This window comes from Nostoc sp. 106C (assembly GCF_002154725.1).
Classification (GTDB): domain Bacteria; phylum Cyanobacteriota; class Cyanobacteriia; order Cyanobacteriales; family Nostocaceae; genus Aulosira.
This window is the reverse complement of sequence record NZ_MTAW01000087.1, coordinates 24,954-39,942: the sequence shown is the minus strand read 5'-3', so window position 1 is coordinate 39,942 and position 14,989 is coordinate 24,954. Positions and strand designations below refer to the sequence as shown.

The window sequence follows — 14,989 nt, the reverse complement described above, 5'->3', positions numbered from 1 at the left end:
TCAAGCATGGACATAATATATCTAGATTATCATTCAACTACTCCGGTAGACCCTAGAGTAGCTGACCAAATGCTGTATTATATGACCACAGCATTTGGTAATGCTAGCAGCATAGACCATACTTACGGAGATGAGGCAGAAGAAGCTGTATCTCAAGCCGCAAAATACATTGCTAAATTAATAAGAGCTTCACCTAAAGAAGTAATTTTTACATCAGGAGCTACGGAAAGTATCAACCTAGCCATTCAAGGCAGCATAGCTTTTGATGCTACTACTAAAACTACACCTCGTATCGCTGTCTTACCAGTTGAACACAAAGCTGTTTTGGATACTTGTTATGCGTTATCGAAAAAAAAACTAGCTGAAGTTATAAATTTGCAAATTGATTCAAAAGGCAGATTAGACTTAGACAATGTAGAAAAAGTTTGTGCATCAGGGCTGTCACTGCTATCTGTGATGGCAGCCAACAATGAAATAGGCAACATTTATCCTATCCAAGAAGTTGGAAAAATAGCTCAAAAATATAAAATTCCTTTTTTATGTGATGCTTCCCAAGCTGTAGGAAAAATCCCCATAAATTTTGAAGAATGGGGCATCACCTACCTAGCGATTTCTGCTCATAAACTCTACGGGCCAAAAGGCTCAGGAGCTTTGGTTGTAAGAAAAGGATATCAACTTAATCCCATTTTATTTGGTGGTGGACATCAAAAAGGACTCAGGTCAGGTACTCTCAATGTTCCTGGTATTGTTGGGTTGGGAGAAGCCTGTCGCTTACGACTGCTAGAAATGGAAGAAGATGAAAAAGTGATCGCTGAACTGAGAGATAAATTACAAAGCCTGTTACTAAGTAAAATCCCTGGTTTAATCATCAATAGTGATGTTAGCTCTCGCTTATCTGGCAACCTCCATATCTCCATTCCTGATGTTCCTAACAGTGTAATCATTGCTAGAGTCCGTAATAAACTAGCTATCTCTACAGGTTCCGCTTGCTCATCTGGTGTAGAAACACCTTCTCATGTTCTTCAAGCTATGGGTTTACCAATAGAAGTTATTGAAGGGGCACTGCGTATTGGCATAGGTAAATTTACAAATTGCTTTGAAATCGAACAGGCAGCAGAAATTTTATCATCAGTAGTCCATTTAACTCGTCCAGTCATGTTTTTTCAGTCTTAGCATTCTCAAAAGTTAGAAAGCTTATCCTCCCACTTTACCCATATGAACAAGATATTTTAGCAACTTTGATGCCACAAAATTACGAATTTTTAATTATTTATTGGTATAAGTGTACGGAATAAAATCTATTAGTGGCTATAAGTTTCTATAAGAAGAATTTCTTACCTAAACAGTTATTTTTTCTATTTATTTACTCATATATACAAACGTGCTTGCATTATCAACAGGCAGTATGTAACTTGGCTAGTGTGCAGTTTATTTGGAGATAGGTTGAAATATAGGTGTATTTGAGTTGAGCTATACCTGTACTAAACTGGCATATTTGGTAAATTATTTTCTAATTTACAAACAGTTTAGTAATTTGCTAGTTTAATTCGCTTCTCATTGATGTTGTCTTTTACTTGGAATTGAGTTTGATGGTATGTGAAAACGTTATCTACACCCAAAAAACACTTGCCGAAAGGTACGGGATTTCAATCTCTGCTTTACAAAAGTGGTATCCCTATGCCGGTATAGTAAAACCGCGAAAGCGGGGAGGATATTTTGATGCAGCAACAGTTGAGATTGCTGATGTTTTCTATGTTGCTACCAAAATTCGGCGGTTGACGTATAAGGAATATTTACAGCAAGTAATTCCTGCTGGTGGTTTAGATGCTTATTTACAAAAAGTTAATGGCTTAACCCTTTATAACTTTTTGACCAAGCATATATCTGATGAAGAAAAAAACAACCCAATTGTGCAATCAGTAATTAGGAGAATTGAGCGCAATGAAGCATATCAACAAAGTAGCAGAGACTTTGCAGGTGTCGCCTGATGTAGTACGTACCTGCTGTCGGTTGTTAGATTTAGCTTTACAGCCAAATGATACGCTTGACGAAACAATCGAACAGCAATTAGTTCAACTTAAAGAGATAGCTTCTCGTGAAGGTATGTCCTTGGAAGAAGCTGCCCAGCACTTGATTGCAATGCGCGATCGCAAATCAGAAGTAGGCGAACATAAGTTCGACAAGCGCGAGTATATTAAACAGCGATTTGGCGTAGATCCAGAACAAGCTTCCCCTGATAGTTTTGTAGGAATACTTTACCGGGATGCTGATAGGGGAATTCAGTTAGGAGAATTACGCCATAAAGTGGTGCTTGAATCTTCCACACTTGCTCTAGAAGAATTTGTTTTTCATGGCAGTAGTTCGCTGGCTGAAGGTAATACTTCTGTTCCATCTGGTTACGACCAGGCGCAAGAGCGAATCAATTCGCGTATTGATAACGATTTTTTCGGCAAGGTGAACTGGGGGGAAGAGACTCATCCACTGTTGGTCAGTACATCGACACCGCAGCCGAGACAGTTGAAGTCCTCGCAGCCGAAAACCGGGCAATCTCCGAAGAAATAGTTAGCCAGATGCTACCCATCTGCTATCGAATACGGGATGAGAGTTTACTTAATTTGAGAAAAACATCTACCCAAGCAGTTGGTATAAATTTACTCTCAATAGTAACTGGTACTGTGGTTGGGACATGGGTAGCGATTCCCCCAACGCAGGATAAACAGGAGATTTACAGCATACAGCCAATTTTGGTAGGTGTAGGCATAGGTGAATTAGTTGGTTTGATTCTGGCACTAGTAGTTATTTGGTTTACCAGGGAGTAGGTATGAGTGCAGCATTTGACTTTTTGGTTAACACTGCGGGTGGTTTGTTAATGAACTTGGGTGTTTCTGGGATGGTAGGACAACTATTGGGAGTGGGGGCCACGCTTGCCTTGCACCCTCTGTTACTACTAACCGGGATAGTTGTGGGTGGTGCAGGAATTGCGATCGCCCGCGAGTTAAACAAGCGCCCTCAGTTGCAGTTGGTTGTTGATAATACGTGAGGGGTAAATTATGTTTACTCCTACACCTGTGCGAAATAAACAACCAAATCGAAGAAGACAAAAGGTAAATGTCACCCTGTGGACGGTTTGTTCGACTGTTAGTGCGTTGTCTGTTATAGGGGCGGTTGCATTAATGGTTGGATGGAAGCAACAAATTCCAGGTAATCAGATATCGGAGGTACAGCAAGTAAAGGCGCAAGTTGCCCAAATTCGAGAAGTGTACTTAGAAAAGCTTTCCCGTACTGACTACAATATAGACCATCTATCCAGTTACTCCTCGGTAGAAGGTGCGCCTACTCTTACAGGCTGGCGACAGTTAGCGGCGGCATTGTGGGGACAGCAATTGCGGGGTGAAATATCCAGAATGCAGGCTAATGAGAAATCTGGATTTTACCGCCTTCACTATATGCCAGCACTGGAGATAGTTAAGTTCAACTCGCTGGATGTTTTACTAGAAGCGGCTTCTGGAAATAATAGTTTTTATTGGGGATACCGCAAAACCGATGGTACGAAAGTTGAGGAGAAGATACCAACCGGGGCTGCTGCTGTTTTGATCTTGGGTAAATTAGAGGCGATTGATTACGCCCAGAATTTGGAATCTCAACCATCGGTCGATCTGAATCAAATGCTAATTCAGATTAGGAATGCTCAAGAACCATACTCGCTTGCACAGGCGCAGCTGTTACGGGCGCGGGGGTATTTAGACCCAGTAGAGCAGATGGCACAGGTGGCAGACATCCGCGAGAAAATACGCCAGAAGGAGGAGGAAAGGCGAATATATCTCCAACAAATGAAGAAGCAATTACCTAATCCAATTCCTAATAGAAAGCCTGTTAATAAATCAGGGGAGTGATGTCATGTATGTCAAGTTTGCTGCTGCGATAATTTGCATAGCTTTGTGTTCGCTCAATGTTGTAGCGGCAGTCAAACGTACCCCTATTCGTACTACCCTGGAAGGTTCAACTCGGACAACGATTGAGATGATGCCATCTCCCAATTCAGAGGTGCATTGGATGAGTGCAGTTATATTTTTGGCTGGATTTGCTTGTTTTTTGGGTTGGGGAATTTCTGACTATAACAATGCAGTTGAAGAAACAGATGCAGTGTCTGATAACTTCGGCAATTCTGGCAATCAACAACTTCATGTTGGTGTTTCTAATACTGATATTCAGCCTTCCTTACCTCCCCCAGTTTCGCCTCCTGGGATGAGATTTAATAACGAGTTTTCTGCTAAAAATGTTGTTCAATTTTCTCCTCGTTCTGCTGTTTCTGGATTAGGGCGAGTAGATAGTAGTCAGTTTGTTGAAGATGGAGTGCAAAATCAACCTGAAATGTTATCTCCAGAAGAGTTTTACGCCCAACTTCAAGATGAAGATTTTTGGGAAGATACTAACTCCCAAATAAATAATAAACCCGCCAGCTAGTTAGTTAATTTGAGGTCATATTATGAGTAGAAATCAACGCCGTAATTTTGATGTTGATTATTCTGAAGGTAGAGCAATTGTGCCTGCCAATCGGTTGCAAAATATGTTACAGCAGGTACAGCAAGGAGGAATGGTAAATCAGCAACCTAGCGTTTCTCCTATGACCACTTATGATACTCAACCCGTAGAAGTTAGGTATGTTAATGCACCTACTGCCTATAAGCCGAGAGTTCCTCAGATAGAAATTCCCTATATTGAGACTTGGAAAGCACATCGGCTACACCCGCAAAATCCCTGGAGATTTGGCTGGTATCCAGTATATTTTTTATCTGATGTAATTAAATCTCCTGTGGGTGTCGCTGCTGTAGGAGTGTGGTTATTAATAATGCTGTTGAATTTTCTCCTTAATGGCAGTTACACCGGGCCAGGATATGCAGCTGGGAAGAAGATTGAAGTTGTACCCAAAGAAGTTCCTTCTTTTGCCCTGCCTGTGGTTAAGCAATTGGATTAATGTGGGTAAAGGCAATTTTTTGGTTCGTACTGCTGGTGTGGATTACAGATATCTTGCAACCGGGGTATTTGCAGTTTTATAACTGGCGTAATGCTATGGCATTAGCACAAAAGCTTCAATTTTTATCGCCAGCTGCTGTTTCAACTGCTGCACCTAGTGTGAATATATCTTCTAATCCTGTCTCTACTCGCTATTCCCCTAAAGTTAAGGAATCTGCAACATCAGGAGATGGACTAAATTCTCCTGATTGCCGTGTAGCTCAGAATGATTTTGAGGAAGTATTGAGTACTGCAAAGATTGGTTGTTGGCAGGTTTCTCCTGCTAATGCAAAAAGGCGTTGAGGCAATGCGAATAATCTTTGAAACTGACGGTAAAAAGGAGGTTAGTAATTCGACTGTAACTAGTTTGGATGAGACAGCCGATACTAATTCGAGTGAAAGTTGGAGATATGCGATCGCCACCTCAGTTGTCATTGCAGCTATGGTCATTCCCCAGGTTTCTGGATGGATTGAATCTCAACTGTTAATTAAATCTCTCCAGAATCTAATACTACCTAGAACTGTTGTTAGTAATAAGTTTTTAAATAACGGTCGAATTGCTTTTCCTACTGCGGCTGGTACTCCTGTAACTAGTGAATTTGGTTGGCGGACACACCCCATTACAGGCGATCGCAAGTTTCACAGGGGAATTGATTTTGGCGCAGCCAAGGGTACTCCAATTTATGCGGTTGATGCTGGTCGAGTAATTTTTGCAGGTGACAAGGATGGTTACGGCAAAGCAGTTGTTATTCAGCATCAGGGAAGTTTATCTACTCTCTACGGTCATGCCAGTCAGCTGTATGTGCAGCAGGGACAACAAGTTGTCCGTGGGCAGATGATTGCAGCAGTAGGTAGTACGGGGTTTTCGACGGGGCCGCATTTACATTTTGAAGTTCACGTTGATGGTGTAGCGCAGAACCCCCGTCCTTATTTACACGAGTATTTAGCTAATCGTTGAAAGTCATTTAGCTATTGGCAGTAGTAATGCAAATTGTACCGATTTTTATATCAGGTGTGGTTGGTGCAGCCTGCTCTGTTGCATTTTCCTATGGAGTAGCTTCACTGCCATGTGGATTGGTATCCAAGGGTGCAGATAATGTTTGCCAAGTGCGTAGTTTCGGTAAGGCAGTTGATAGTTGGAAATTTGGGTTTATTGTTGGTGGTTTAGTAGGATTGATTTTGAGTCCTCGCCGCCAATTTATATCGTGCTTTCAACCCATTCATTTGTCAACTGCTTCTTTAATTACGTTAGGCATTTATTTTTCAATTTCTCAAAGTACTGGTGTTTCTTCATTGTCGTCAAATAGTTTAAAAAGAAGAGTTAATACAAGTTCTTATTCACCACGTTTGAGTGCTTTTCTAGCAACAATTCGTTGGGCAGAAACAGGAACCAGTGAGCCAGAAAGTTATCGCAAGTTAGTATTTAACGGAACTTTTAATAATTTTTCTACACATCCGTTAAAGAAACAGTGCGCTCCTATTAATGGTAAAAATGTTTGTTCGACTGCGGCTGGTGCTTATCAAATGTTGGATATAAGTTGGTATGACCTTCAGCCAAAGTTAAACTTAAAAGATTTTAGTCCAGCTTCTCAGGACAAGATGGCAATTGAATATATTCGTCGTAATAATGCCTTAAATGATGTTGAAGCAGGAAGGTTTGATACTGCTGTATGTAAAGTAGGTAGGGTATGGGCCAGTCTTATTTGCAATTCGTACAATCAAAATCCTAAATCAATTGCTCAATTAAGAACTTACTATCAGCAGCAATTACAGAAGTTTGAAATTTCTAGAAAGTGAAACTTAATAATGTTACTACCATACAATGACATTAATACTAATCTTGAATTTCAAAAACAACAGCTTTGGACTGCAATTATACAGGCCAAACAAGATGGTTTAGACAATGAAGAGATTATAGAGAACGTACGGGAAGCTTTACCTAATGCAATGGTTTCTTATGCTGAAACTGTTTTAAAGCAGATTGACTTTAGAACAAAATTATCACGTCCAGTTGTTAAATTTAATTTGGAATTTTTATTTCAGGTAATATATGAATCAGTAATTGCAGGTACAAACGATGATGAAATATTATCAGTATGTGCAGAACACTGTACTTTAAACCAATATGAATTTGTACGTTATGCACTTGAATATATCCATCTCAATCGAATGCCCTCACAGTGGGAGCAAAATAACGTGTATCAAAAAATGATTGAGATAGTTAGCATCTCGCCAATAGAATCTTTATTTGAATATATTGAATCTATAAAAAATATTTATCTCAAGCAGATTGGATACGAAGTAGTTCAAGAGAATCTTTATAATTTATTTTTGAGCAATAAAGAAACTGGTTATTTTACTGATTTAGCAAATAAATCGAGAGATAAAATTATTAAAAATTATTGCTGTCGAACGGCAGTGCTTGTTGCGCGTGCCACAGGTAAACCATTAGATTTAAAAGTGACAGTTAATGGTTCAATACTTTTAAAAGAACCTAAATGTTTAAATAGTGAAATTGCTAATAATGGGATTGTTAGCTCAAATGTTTTAACTATGGGACAAGCAGGAAAACTATTAGTTGATACGTTAGAAGATTTTAATATTAATGCTAAGTATGTCGATGCCAAAAATGGCCCTACTTTTAACCGTATTAGGGTAAAACTGGGACGGGGTGTTAGTTATAAAAAAGTAGAAGATATCGGTAATGACTTAGTACAGCAGCTTGGTGAAGAATTAGGCTTAAAAGTTGCGCCAATGGTGAGTGTAGTGCCTGGGGGAGTTGTATTTGACATACCCAGGTTAGACAGACAATTTGCTTATTTCCGTGATTACTTTACTTTTGAGGGCGAACCTGACATTTATTCGGTGTCTATCCCCGGTGGTGTTGATGTTGATGGCACTTATGTCGAAATTCCCCTTTATAGCGATAACGTGACTCATATCCTTGGTGGTGGGCGGACGCGGGGTGGAAAGTCGCAGTTTGAGAAAGCCGCAATTTTATACTTAGTGCGACGATATCCCCCTTCTGTTGTGCGATTGGCACTTTCAGATGTTAAGCGCGTGACCTTTGGTAAATTTGATGGGCTTCCCCATCTTGTAGCCCCAGTTGCGCGTGATGCAGAGTCTACCGCTAACTTACTCGATTACTTGGTCGAAGAAATGGAATTGCGCTACCAGGAATTTGAGCGCCACAGCAGTATTGAAACGATCGCACAGTACAATTCACGGTTCGCACCTGATTGCGTCATGCCACGAGTGATTTGTCTAATTGACGAGTGTTTCGATCTACTTTCCGATGATAACTATTGCGATCGCATTGAGACTGCGCTGATGAAGTTGCTTGCAAAAGCGGGTGGTGCGGGTATTCATGTATTGTTATATACTCAACGACCTGACAAAAACGTGATAGATCCGTTGATTCGCTCAAACTTTCCGGCCAAGACAGCCTTTGTTACAACCCGCCCTGAAGATAGTTGTATTATCCTGGGCGACGATAAAGACAAGCGTGCAGTTTATTTGCTGGGATACGGTGATTTTTTGTACAAGACGACTGAAGTTTTACGACTCCAAGCTTTATATGTTGCTGACGATGAAGACCCTGAATACTTCCAGCAATTACTCTTGGAAGCAAAAAACCAGAACGATCCTTATACAGCATGGAAATCTGGGTTAGACTTTGATGAATTTGTCGCTAGTTTGTATGGCGAGAGTAATGATAATGGTAAATCTAAAGCCACTACTGCTACTAAAACTAAGCAATCTAAGACTGATTTTGAGGGCAGTTTTAGTTTTAAGGTGCAGCTTGACGAAGAAGCAAGAAATTCAATTATGAATTTGCATCAAAAGGGCTATCAACTTGATGAAATTGTCAAAGCAGTATTCAATTTATCCCGTCAAGATGGTAGGTCATACAAGAAATTTAGAAACGTTGTCGAAGAATTTTTAAATAACTTGAAAGGTGGCAGTGAAGATGATATTTGAACTAACCATGCCTTTACCCCCTTGTATGAACGAAATTATTAACCAGGCACGGTCAAGTTGGCAAGCAAGTGCTGAACTTAAGAAGTACTGGACAAACTTAATTGGTGAATTTGTTAGAGAATGTGAATTTTGTTTAGATAGTACAGTGTGGATTGAGTTCCATTGGTATCTCAAAAATTTTGCACGAGATAGTGATAATGTAGCTGCTGCCGCTAAATTTATTATGGATGGGCTAGTTACAGGGCGAGCAATTCGTAACGATAACCTGACAGTTATCCAATCACCTGTTGTACATTACTATCATCGCAGTAGTGGTGATGATGGTGTACTGTTAAGACTTTCACAATCACCTGATTTTTTATTAGATAATTTTATTATATCTAACCAATTTTCTAAAAAAAGTTTAGAAAGACACAATCAAAAAATCACACATTTAATCTCAAGCCAATTGTAGTTTATATAAAGGATAATAGTAATGTTACGTTATAAAGAATATACTTGGTTGATTGGTAAACTAAATGCAGGCAAGAATGTTAATTTATGGGGTAAACAGGATATAGGCAAGACTTTTACTGTTAAAAACTGTTTACTTAAAGATATTACTTTAGAATCTGTCTATCTCAATCTTGAATATCCTTTTAGTGTGGCTCATCTATTTGATGTTATTCCTATGAGTTTTGATTTGTACTACCAGCAGGATTGGCAAAATATAATAAGCGAATTATCTGATGGATTAAATAGACTACTTGTGATTGATAATTTTGATAGGTTGCACTTTGTGAGCGATAGTTTTAGCAATGATTTATTGAGATTACAACAGTTGGCTAAACTAGAAAATTTTTCTTTACTATTAATATCTCGGCTGCCGCTAAGATGTTTTCATTTTACGGGTTTTGCTAACTGTTTTGAAGAATTGGAATTAAACGAAACTAATACTTGGACTTTTGGAAAGTAGATATGTGATTTCTCGATATTGTTTTTTGGTGATATTCCAATTCGGTTAGATTGTTGTTTTAAGCAACAAAGCAAGTTCGACTCTTGCTATCACCATTGGGAATGAAACTACTACTGAGACTGAAAATTAACGAGTACATATCTATTAAATAGTTGTGGAATTTGTTAATAGAGTAAGGGGTAGGTTAGTAGTGTAGTTCTCAGCAAATCCCAATTTGTGCCGGGGCGAGAGTAATTAAAAACCTTGTGACCTGCATTTTGGAGGGATAAATTATGTTGAAGAAGTTTGCGTTTAATTGCTTGAGGAACTTTAATGCTGCTTTTGGAATGGTGTCTTTGACTGCTATTGCTTTAGGCACTGTAGCAACTTTTTCTGGTTTGGGCTTATTGTACTTAGCTAGGAGCGGATTCCCAATAGTTGAGGAAGAACGCTCTGAACAAATTGCCTATATTGGCACTGGTGCTATTGTATTGGGCTTTACCGGAATTATTTTTGCTTCCTTGGGCGGTGCTTTCTTCAGCATTGTTGAAGAATCGGAGGAAACTAATTCGAGTAGAAAAACTGCAAAAATAGCTGACATAAAACCGCTTGTATTAACAAAAACTGAGAGCTTTGAAAATTTTGATTGTCTGCCTTCAATTTACACTTACAAGGTGATGAATTTTGAGGGACATCCTGATTCAAAGTGCTTGGTTATTTGTAGGTTTGAGGAAAAAGCATATCGGAAATTCGTACTTTACGAAGAACTACGTTCTCACCAAATTGACGACTTGGCAGTAATCTATGATGAAACAGATCCAGACAGATTAATTGGACAAACATTCTCCTCATATAAACCTTTACCTTGTGAAGCTTTAGAGGAGCATTTAGATATACACCGACGCTATATTAATGCAGTTAATAGCGAAGAATTTAGTTCTTGCTATTTGCTAGTATGTGCTGGGTGTAAGTTACTGCATGGTGCCAATAATATTGTTTGTGGGATTCATCCATATGGATGTTTAGAACATAGTTGCTGTCCAGATAAACAATGGGATGAACGTAAGGCGTTGTTTCCATTTGAAGATGATGCTGTTGTCGAAAATTTGAATAGAGAAATATCGTCCAATCAAGCGAATATTTACAAATTTTACGGCAATCTTATCTTGTGGGATGAATACGCTAACCGTAGGTTTTCTTTTTCCTATTCCGGTATCTTGCTTAAACATTCTGACAGACTACTTGAGCTTGGTATGGAAGCAACACTTCTTTCTTACATCCAGTATTTCCGTACTCGAAATGTAGTGGTCTTTGACTATGTAGCATCAGGACGAGTTTTAGAGTTTGCAAAGGAACTCAAGGGCATAGCTCAAATCGAATTTGATGGAGATGAAATATCTATCTTTTTTGATATATATGCGCCCTGTCATCGCTTTCGCCGTGATGGTGTATCGCTGCATCCTTACTCAACTTTTGTTCCTCAAGAACTCAGATATAACTACAACTTGGTTAGCTACGTTAACTACCTTAAGAGTAAAAAATCTGGAGTGCTGAGATGAATAAGGAAGTTTCTAAAAGCTGCGAGTACAAGCCGGAAAAATCGCATTTCGCATTTTTGCAATTTCTGTATCTTGAACTGGTAATTTCTCCAATTTAACAACTGCAAATTTTGGAAAACTTAGTTCATCTAATTGCTTAAAAAGGCAATTTACCCTCCTTCCTCCTGCTATCGGTTGGGATACGTATAAAAGCTTTCACTCAGTACGGGGGTTTCCCCCGCTACTGGGTGGTAAGTCGCTATAACGCCGCCCATCAGTAATTCATGGAGGAACCACATTATGTCTGCTTTTGCAATATCGCCTTTTGTGCAATCTGTTAACGATGTTTTGTTTCCAATCGAGTTGTTTTTGATGGTCTTCCCAATCTTCTATGTGATATTTGTCCCTGCTCAATCAGTATCACTTCCAGTTAGTAATAGCGTTGGGGTGATTTCTGAAGAGTTGCCAGTTTTGGAAACTCATGGGGATTTGACTGGTATTGGTGCTGTTTCCGATCGGGAAGAATTTTCTAAACCAGAATCTTCGATTATCGAAACTGCCCCGCCAGTTGTTGAAACTGGGGTTGCGGATGAAGCTAGACAGCTTGTGCTGGTAGACGTTAAGGAAGAAAGGAAGAAGCTTTTGAATTTAGGTGTGCGGAAACTGCGACAGTTCTGCAAAGAACGCCGAATTCAAGGCTATTCTACCGTCTACAACCGTAAAAAACTTGATGGACTCGTTGACTTTCTGATCGCGCAACAAGTGACCTCTGCTCAAGTGGTCGAGTGTGTGGAAATGCTTGCTTAGAATTAAAATTTGGTGAAAAGCCTCGGTAAAAACTGGGATTGCAAAACTACTCCCTTGGGCTAGGATAATACTTGCTTGATGACCCTTTCTATTAAGGTTGAGCTTCCAAAATACGTCCTATACTTCTTGGCGATAGTGTCGGTAAACCTCTCCTAGCGGCTTCCTCTGCTACCTGCATATGGTAGTGGTGCTTGGAACGACTGGGTTTTCGGTTCTTGCTCCATTCGCTGATTTCGACAATTTTGCTTGCCTCTGTACTTTTGCACTTCTTAGGTCTGCCTACGTTGACACCTAATACTTCATTAGCTTTTGCGATCGCTGACTCCTGGGTTTCTGACAAGATGGTACTTGATGTCCATCTTTTCTTCCACTTTGCTATTGAGTTTTCGGTTACACCAATCTCTTGGGCTAAAGCTACATATTTTTTGCCTTCGTTTAGCCCTAGCAGAATTTTCGCTCTTTTGCTAACTTCATCGCTGCTCGTTGCCGCTATGTGTTCTAGTGCTTGTTTTTCAAGAGAATTTAATATCTGAAGATGAGGCATCTAAAAATTTACCCCTCTTTACTGTACAATTTTGCCAAATGGAATGAAGCCTGATATACTCTTTTTGTAGCGTTCATTTTTTCTAAAAACCCACCCAAAGCCCTGTTTGCACCAGGGCTTTGAGGAGAAAACAAGCCCACCTGTTAGTAAAACAAGGCGGAACATTGTTTTGTCAATTTAATTAACTAGAGACATCATATCATGAGTTTAGCCAGTTTTACAAATCTTTCTTTCGGTAGATGTATTTTTCCCAAAAATAACACCAAAAAATATCTCTTCAATGAAATTGGTTTTAAATGGGTTAATAATAATAGTTTTCTACTGCAAAAATTCTCTTCGGGAGATTGTTTGATAATTAATTGTTCATTATTTACAAAAATTAATTATTTTTTAATAATATCACTTTCACTGTAGAAAGTGCCATCAGTCCTGCTGCTTGAGTTTTCCTGCTTTCTGCTCAGGCTTTTCAAAATTGAACTTATCTTTTTTAGGCAATTTGTGACCCGGAGTATCAATATGTCTGAGGTGCATAGTCCGGCAATTGTATATATTTCTCCTGCGGAGTTAGTTGTTCATCCGAAGCTGATAGAAATATACGGTGAAAATGAGGTTCGTCCCGCTTTAGAAAAAAGTATCTCGGAAAAAGGGATTCTGGAATCTTTAAAGGTATCTGCACGCACTGGTGTAAATGTAGTCTTAGCAGGTAAGTGTCGTTTGCAGATAGCCCGCCAGTTGGGAATTTCTGCTGTGAAAGTAGAATTTGTCGAGTCTAGTTCGCCTGAAGAAGATTTGAAATTAGTGCTTGATTTTAATCTCCACCGCGAAGGCGGAAAGACTCATTACCAAAAATTTCACGAAGGGCAGTACTGGGAGAGCGTACTTCGTCCCCAAGCGAAAGAAAGACAACGGGAAAGCGCTCGTCGTTTGAATGAATCGAAGTATTCAAATTTGAACACTTCGATAGATGAGAGTAACTCTCAATTAAATAAGGGCAAACCTGTAATTCGGGAGGTATCAGAGAATCTAAGGATAAGTGTTGGCAGTTATCACAAGGGTAAAAAAGTTTTTGAATATATTTCTCAATTACGGGATTTGCAAAAATTTAAGGCAGTTGTTGCACTGGAGGCGGAATTTAACCGGAGTATTGATGCAGCTTACAAGTTTGTTTGCAATCAAGATATCTGTAACCAGGTTATAGACCTGATTGAAGCAGACGAGATAGGTAGTATAAGTGATGGTATCGCTTGGATGCGGAATGGCGATGTCTGCGACGGGCTACGCCTACGCAATCCGTTTCGGCGTTTCCAAATTGGTCAAGTATATCAATTTAAGGAAAGACTGCGGACAGAGTTGGAAATCGTGGGGCGTGTTATTGGTATAACTAATGAATTTGTTGTGTTTGGATTGAGGAATTTAGTAAATATGAACCTAGAAATCGTGAATCTACGTCCGCGACAGATTGATGCAGAGTTGCAAGATGAACCATCTGCTGAACAGAGAGCAAGAATACTTCACTTAATGGAAAAGTTTAGGGATGTTTTTCCAGTTCAGGTATCTTTAGCTGAGTTGTTAAAACTACCAAATTTAACTGATAAAGAGGAGGTTTTATTGCGGATGTATGAATCTGACGTATTTGAAAAAACTTGGGAGGACTACAAGAGCCAAATGCAAGCAATGGAAATGTCTACAAATAGAAAAAAGGATAATATTCGTGCTGCATAGGTAGCTGTGAGCAGTTAATCTAGCAGAGAATTTATCCCACAATTTAACGTTACCTAATAGATTAGCATCTCAATACTGATTGCAGTACGAGTTCATATTTTGGGTGCCGAACTCGTATGGATATATTTGACTGTTTTTTGTTTTTAAATTCGTTGGTGGAGTGTAATTTCATCTTCACCCATTGTACTAACCTCTGCCAATTTTTGGTGACACTTTTAGGTGTTACTAGCTTTGCATTCTTATTCCAAAACTATTTTCTAGATTTAGTCACAACTTCGCTAGAACTTACGTATTTAAATAGCTCTCAAAAAAAAGTTGGGTAGCCGCATTGTTGTTGGTGAAGCGTGTTGGACTAAATCTTAGCCTAAGCCTACGTATGTCTAAGCCTAAACAAGTGTAACCTCTGTTTGCTTTCAACCACGAGACGATTACCAGTCGTCTCCAACAAGC

General features: G+C 39.3%; 18 protein-coding genes. 17 read left to right on the top strand and 1 reads right to left on the bottom strand.

The features are described from left to right. Positions 1-6: 6 nt before the first annotated feature. From BV375_RS09680 to BV375_RS09605, 16 genes are all read left to right on the top strand, one after another. Positions 7-1,173, top strand: coding sequence for a cysteine desulfurase family protein (locus tag BV375_RS09680; protein ID WP_086759829.1), 1,167 nt, complete (start codon positions 7-9; stop codon positions 1,171-1,173). Positions 1,174-1,589: 416 nt separating this feature from the next. Next, positions 1,590-1,988, top strand: a complete 399-nt coding sequence (locus tag BV375_RS09675) for a hypothetical protein (RefSeq protein ID WP_086759827.1) — start codon at positions 1,590-1,592, stop codon at positions 1,986-1,988. Between the two features lie 22 nt (positions 1,989-2,010). Continuing rightward, positions 2,011-2,562, top strand: coding sequence for a hypothetical protein (locus BV375_RS09670; protein ID WP_086759826.1), 552 nt, complete (start codon positions 2,011-2,013; stop codon positions 2,560-2,562). A gap of 8 nt (positions 2,563-2,570) precedes the next feature. Next, positions 2,571-2,819: a hypothetical protein gene (locus BV375_RS09665; RefSeq protein ID WP_086759825.1), complete on the top strand. Its 249-nt coding sequence runs from the start codon at positions 2,571-2,573 to the stop codon at positions 2,817-2,819. 2 nt (positions 2,820-2,821) lie between these two features. Next, complete coding sequence (locus tag BV375_RS09660) at positions 2,822-3,040, top strand: hypothetical protein (RefSeq protein ID WP_011316696.1); 219 nt, start codon at positions 2,822-2,824, stop codon at positions 3,038-3,040. A 10-nt stretch (positions 3,041-3,050) separates the two neighbouring features. Beyond that, a complete protein-coding gene (locus BV375_RS09655) occupies positions 3,051-3,893 on the top strand; it encodes a phage terminase large subunit family protein (RefSeq protein WP_086759824.1) in 843 nt (280 codons plus the stop codon). 4 nt (positions 3,894-3,897) lie between these two features. Beyond that, complete coding sequence (locus BV375_RS09650; RefSeq protein WP_086759823.1) at positions 3,898-4,464, top strand: hypothetical protein; 567 nt, start codon at positions 3,898-3,900, stop codon at positions 4,462-4,464. A gap of 22 nt (positions 4,465-4,486) precedes the next feature. Continuing rightward, a complete protein-coding gene (locus BV375_RS09645; protein WP_086759822.1) occupies positions 4,487-4,975 on the top strand; it encodes a hypothetical protein in 489 nt (162 codons plus the stop codon). After that, the gene (locus tag BV375_RS09640; RefSeq protein ID WP_086759821.1) at positions 4,975-5,316 is read left to right on the top strand and encodes a hypothetical protein; all 342 of its coding nucleotides are present in this window, start codon (positions 4,975-4,977) and stop codon (positions 5,314-5,316) included. Before BV375_RS09645 ends, BV375_RS09640 begins: the two co-directional genes overlap by 1 nt. Positions 5,317-5,320: 4 nt before the next feature. After that, positions 5,321-5,971 (top strand): M23 family metallopeptidase, encoded by a 651-nt coding sequence (locus tag BV375_RS09635; RefSeq protein ID WP_086759929.1) that lies wholly within the window; start codon positions 5,321-5,323, stop codon positions 5,969-5,971. A gap of 26 nt (positions 5,972-5,997) precedes the next feature. Further along, entirely contained in the window at positions 5,998-6,810 is an 813-nt protein-coding gene (locus BV375_RS09630; protein ID WP_086759820.1) for a lysozyme, read from the top strand. 9 nt (positions 6,811-6,819) lie between these two features. After that, complete coding sequence (locus BV375_RS09625) at positions 6,820-8,994, top strand: DNA translocase FtsK (protein WP_086759819.1); 2,175 nt, start codon at positions 6,820-6,822, stop codon at positions 8,992-8,994. Continuing rightward, complete coding sequence (locus BV375_RS09620; protein WP_086759818.1) at positions 8,984-9,448, top strand: hypothetical protein; 465 nt, start codon at positions 8,984-8,986, stop codon at positions 9,446-9,448. Before BV375_RS09625 ends, BV375_RS09620 begins: the two co-directional genes overlap by 11 nt. Positions 9,449-9,469: 21 nt before the next feature. Further along, complete coding sequence (locus tag BV375_RS09615; protein WP_086759816.1) at positions 9,470-9,949, top strand: hypothetical protein; 480 nt, start codon at positions 9,470-9,472, stop codon at positions 9,947-9,949. 272 nt (positions 9,950-10,221) lie between these two features. Beyond that, positions 10,222-11,487, top strand: a complete 1,266-nt coding sequence (locus BV375_RS09610; protein ID WP_086759814.1) for a hypothetical protein — start codon at positions 10,222-10,224, stop codon at positions 11,485-11,487. Positions 11,488-11,766: 279 nt separating this feature from the next. Next, positions 11,767-12,273, top strand: coding sequence for a hypothetical protein (locus BV375_RS09605; protein WP_086759812.1), 507 nt, complete (start codon positions 11,767-11,769; stop codon positions 12,271-12,273). 91 nt (positions 12,274-12,364) lie between these two features. Here BV375_RS09605 and BV375_RS09600 read toward each other — a convergent pair whose 3' ends face one another. Next, the gene (locus tag BV375_RS09600; protein ID WP_045873776.1) at positions 12,365-12,817 is read right to left on the bottom strand and encodes a helix-turn-helix domain-containing protein; all 453 of its coding nucleotides are present in this window, start codon (positions 12,815-12,817) and stop codon (positions 12,365-12,367) included. 516 nt (positions 12,818-13,333) lie between these two features. Here BV375_RS09600 and BV375_RS09595 point away from each other — a divergent pair. Continuing rightward, entirely contained in the window at positions 13,334-14,539 is a 1,206-nt protein-coding gene (locus BV375_RS09595) for a hypothetical protein (protein WP_086759810.1), read from the top strand. Positions 14,540-14,989: the final 450 nt, after the last annotated feature.

Excerpts from the sequence above, each read along its gene's own strand:
- BV375_RS09680 (WP_086759829.1), top strand. The coding sequence starts at position 7 with ATGGACATAATATATCTAGATTATCATTCAACTACTCCGGTAGACCCT.
- BV375_RS09675 (WP_086759827.1), top strand. The coding sequence starts at position 1,590 with ATGGTATGTGAAAACGTTATCTACACCCAAAAAACACTTGCCGAAAGG.
- BV375_RS09665 (WP_086759825.1), top strand. The coding sequence starts at position 2,571 with ATGCTACCCATCTGCTATCGAATACGGGATGAGAGTTTACTTAATTTG.
- BV375_RS09660 (WP_011316696.1), top strand. The coding sequence starts at position 2,822 with ATGAGTGCAGCATTTGACTTTTTGGTTAACACTGCGGGTGGTTTGTTA.
- BV375_RS09655 (WP_086759824.1), top strand. The coding sequence starts at position 3,051 with ATGTTTACTCCTACACCTGTGCGAAATAAACAACCAAATCGAAGAAGA.
- BV375_RS09650 (WP_086759823.1), top strand. The coding sequence starts at position 3,898 with ATGTATGTCAAGTTTGCTGCTGCGATAATTTGCATAGCTTTGTGTTCG.
- BV375_RS09645 (WP_086759822.1), top strand. The coding sequence starts at position 4,487 with ATGAGTAGAAATCAACGCCGTAATTTTGATGTTGATTATTCTGAAGGT.
- BV375_RS09640 (WP_086759821.1), top strand. The coding sequence starts at position 4,975 with ATGTGGGTAAAGGCAATTTTTTGGTTCGTACTGCTGGTGTGGATTACA.
- BV375_RS09635 (WP_086759929.1), top strand. The coding sequence starts at position 5,321 with ATGCGAATAATCTTTGAAACTGACGGTAAAAAGGAGGTTAGTAATTCG.
- BV375_RS09630 (WP_086759820.1), top strand. The coding sequence starts at position 5,998 with ATGCAAATTGTACCGATTTTTATATCAGGTGTGGTTGGTGCAGCCTGC.
- BV375_RS09625 (WP_086759819.1), top strand. The coding sequence starts at position 6,820 with ATGTTACTACCATACAATGACATTAATACTAATCTTGAATTTCAAAAA.
- BV375_RS09620 (WP_086759818.1), top strand. The coding sequence starts at position 8,984 with ATGATATTTGAACTAACCATGCCTTTACCCCCTTGTATGAACGAAATT.
- BV375_RS09615 (WP_086759816.1), top strand. The coding sequence starts at position 9,470 with ATGTTACGTTATAAAGAATATACTTGGTTGATTGGTAAACTAAATGCA.
- BV375_RS09610 (WP_086759814.1), top strand. The coding sequence starts at position 10,222 with ATGTTGAAGAAGTTTGCGTTTAATTGCTTGAGGAACTTTAATGCTGCT.
- BV375_RS09605 (WP_086759812.1), top strand. The coding sequence starts at position 11,767 with ATGTCTGCTTTTGCAATATCGCCTTTTGTGCAATCTGTTAACGATGTT.
- BV375_RS09600 (WP_045873776.1), bottom strand. The coding sequence starts at position 12,817 with ATGCCTCATCTTCAGATATTAAATTCTCTTGAAAAACAAGCACTAGAA.
- BV375_RS09595 (WP_086759810.1), top strand. The coding sequence starts at position 13,334 with ATGTCTGAGGTGCATAGTCCGGCAATTGTATATATTTCTCCTGCGGAG.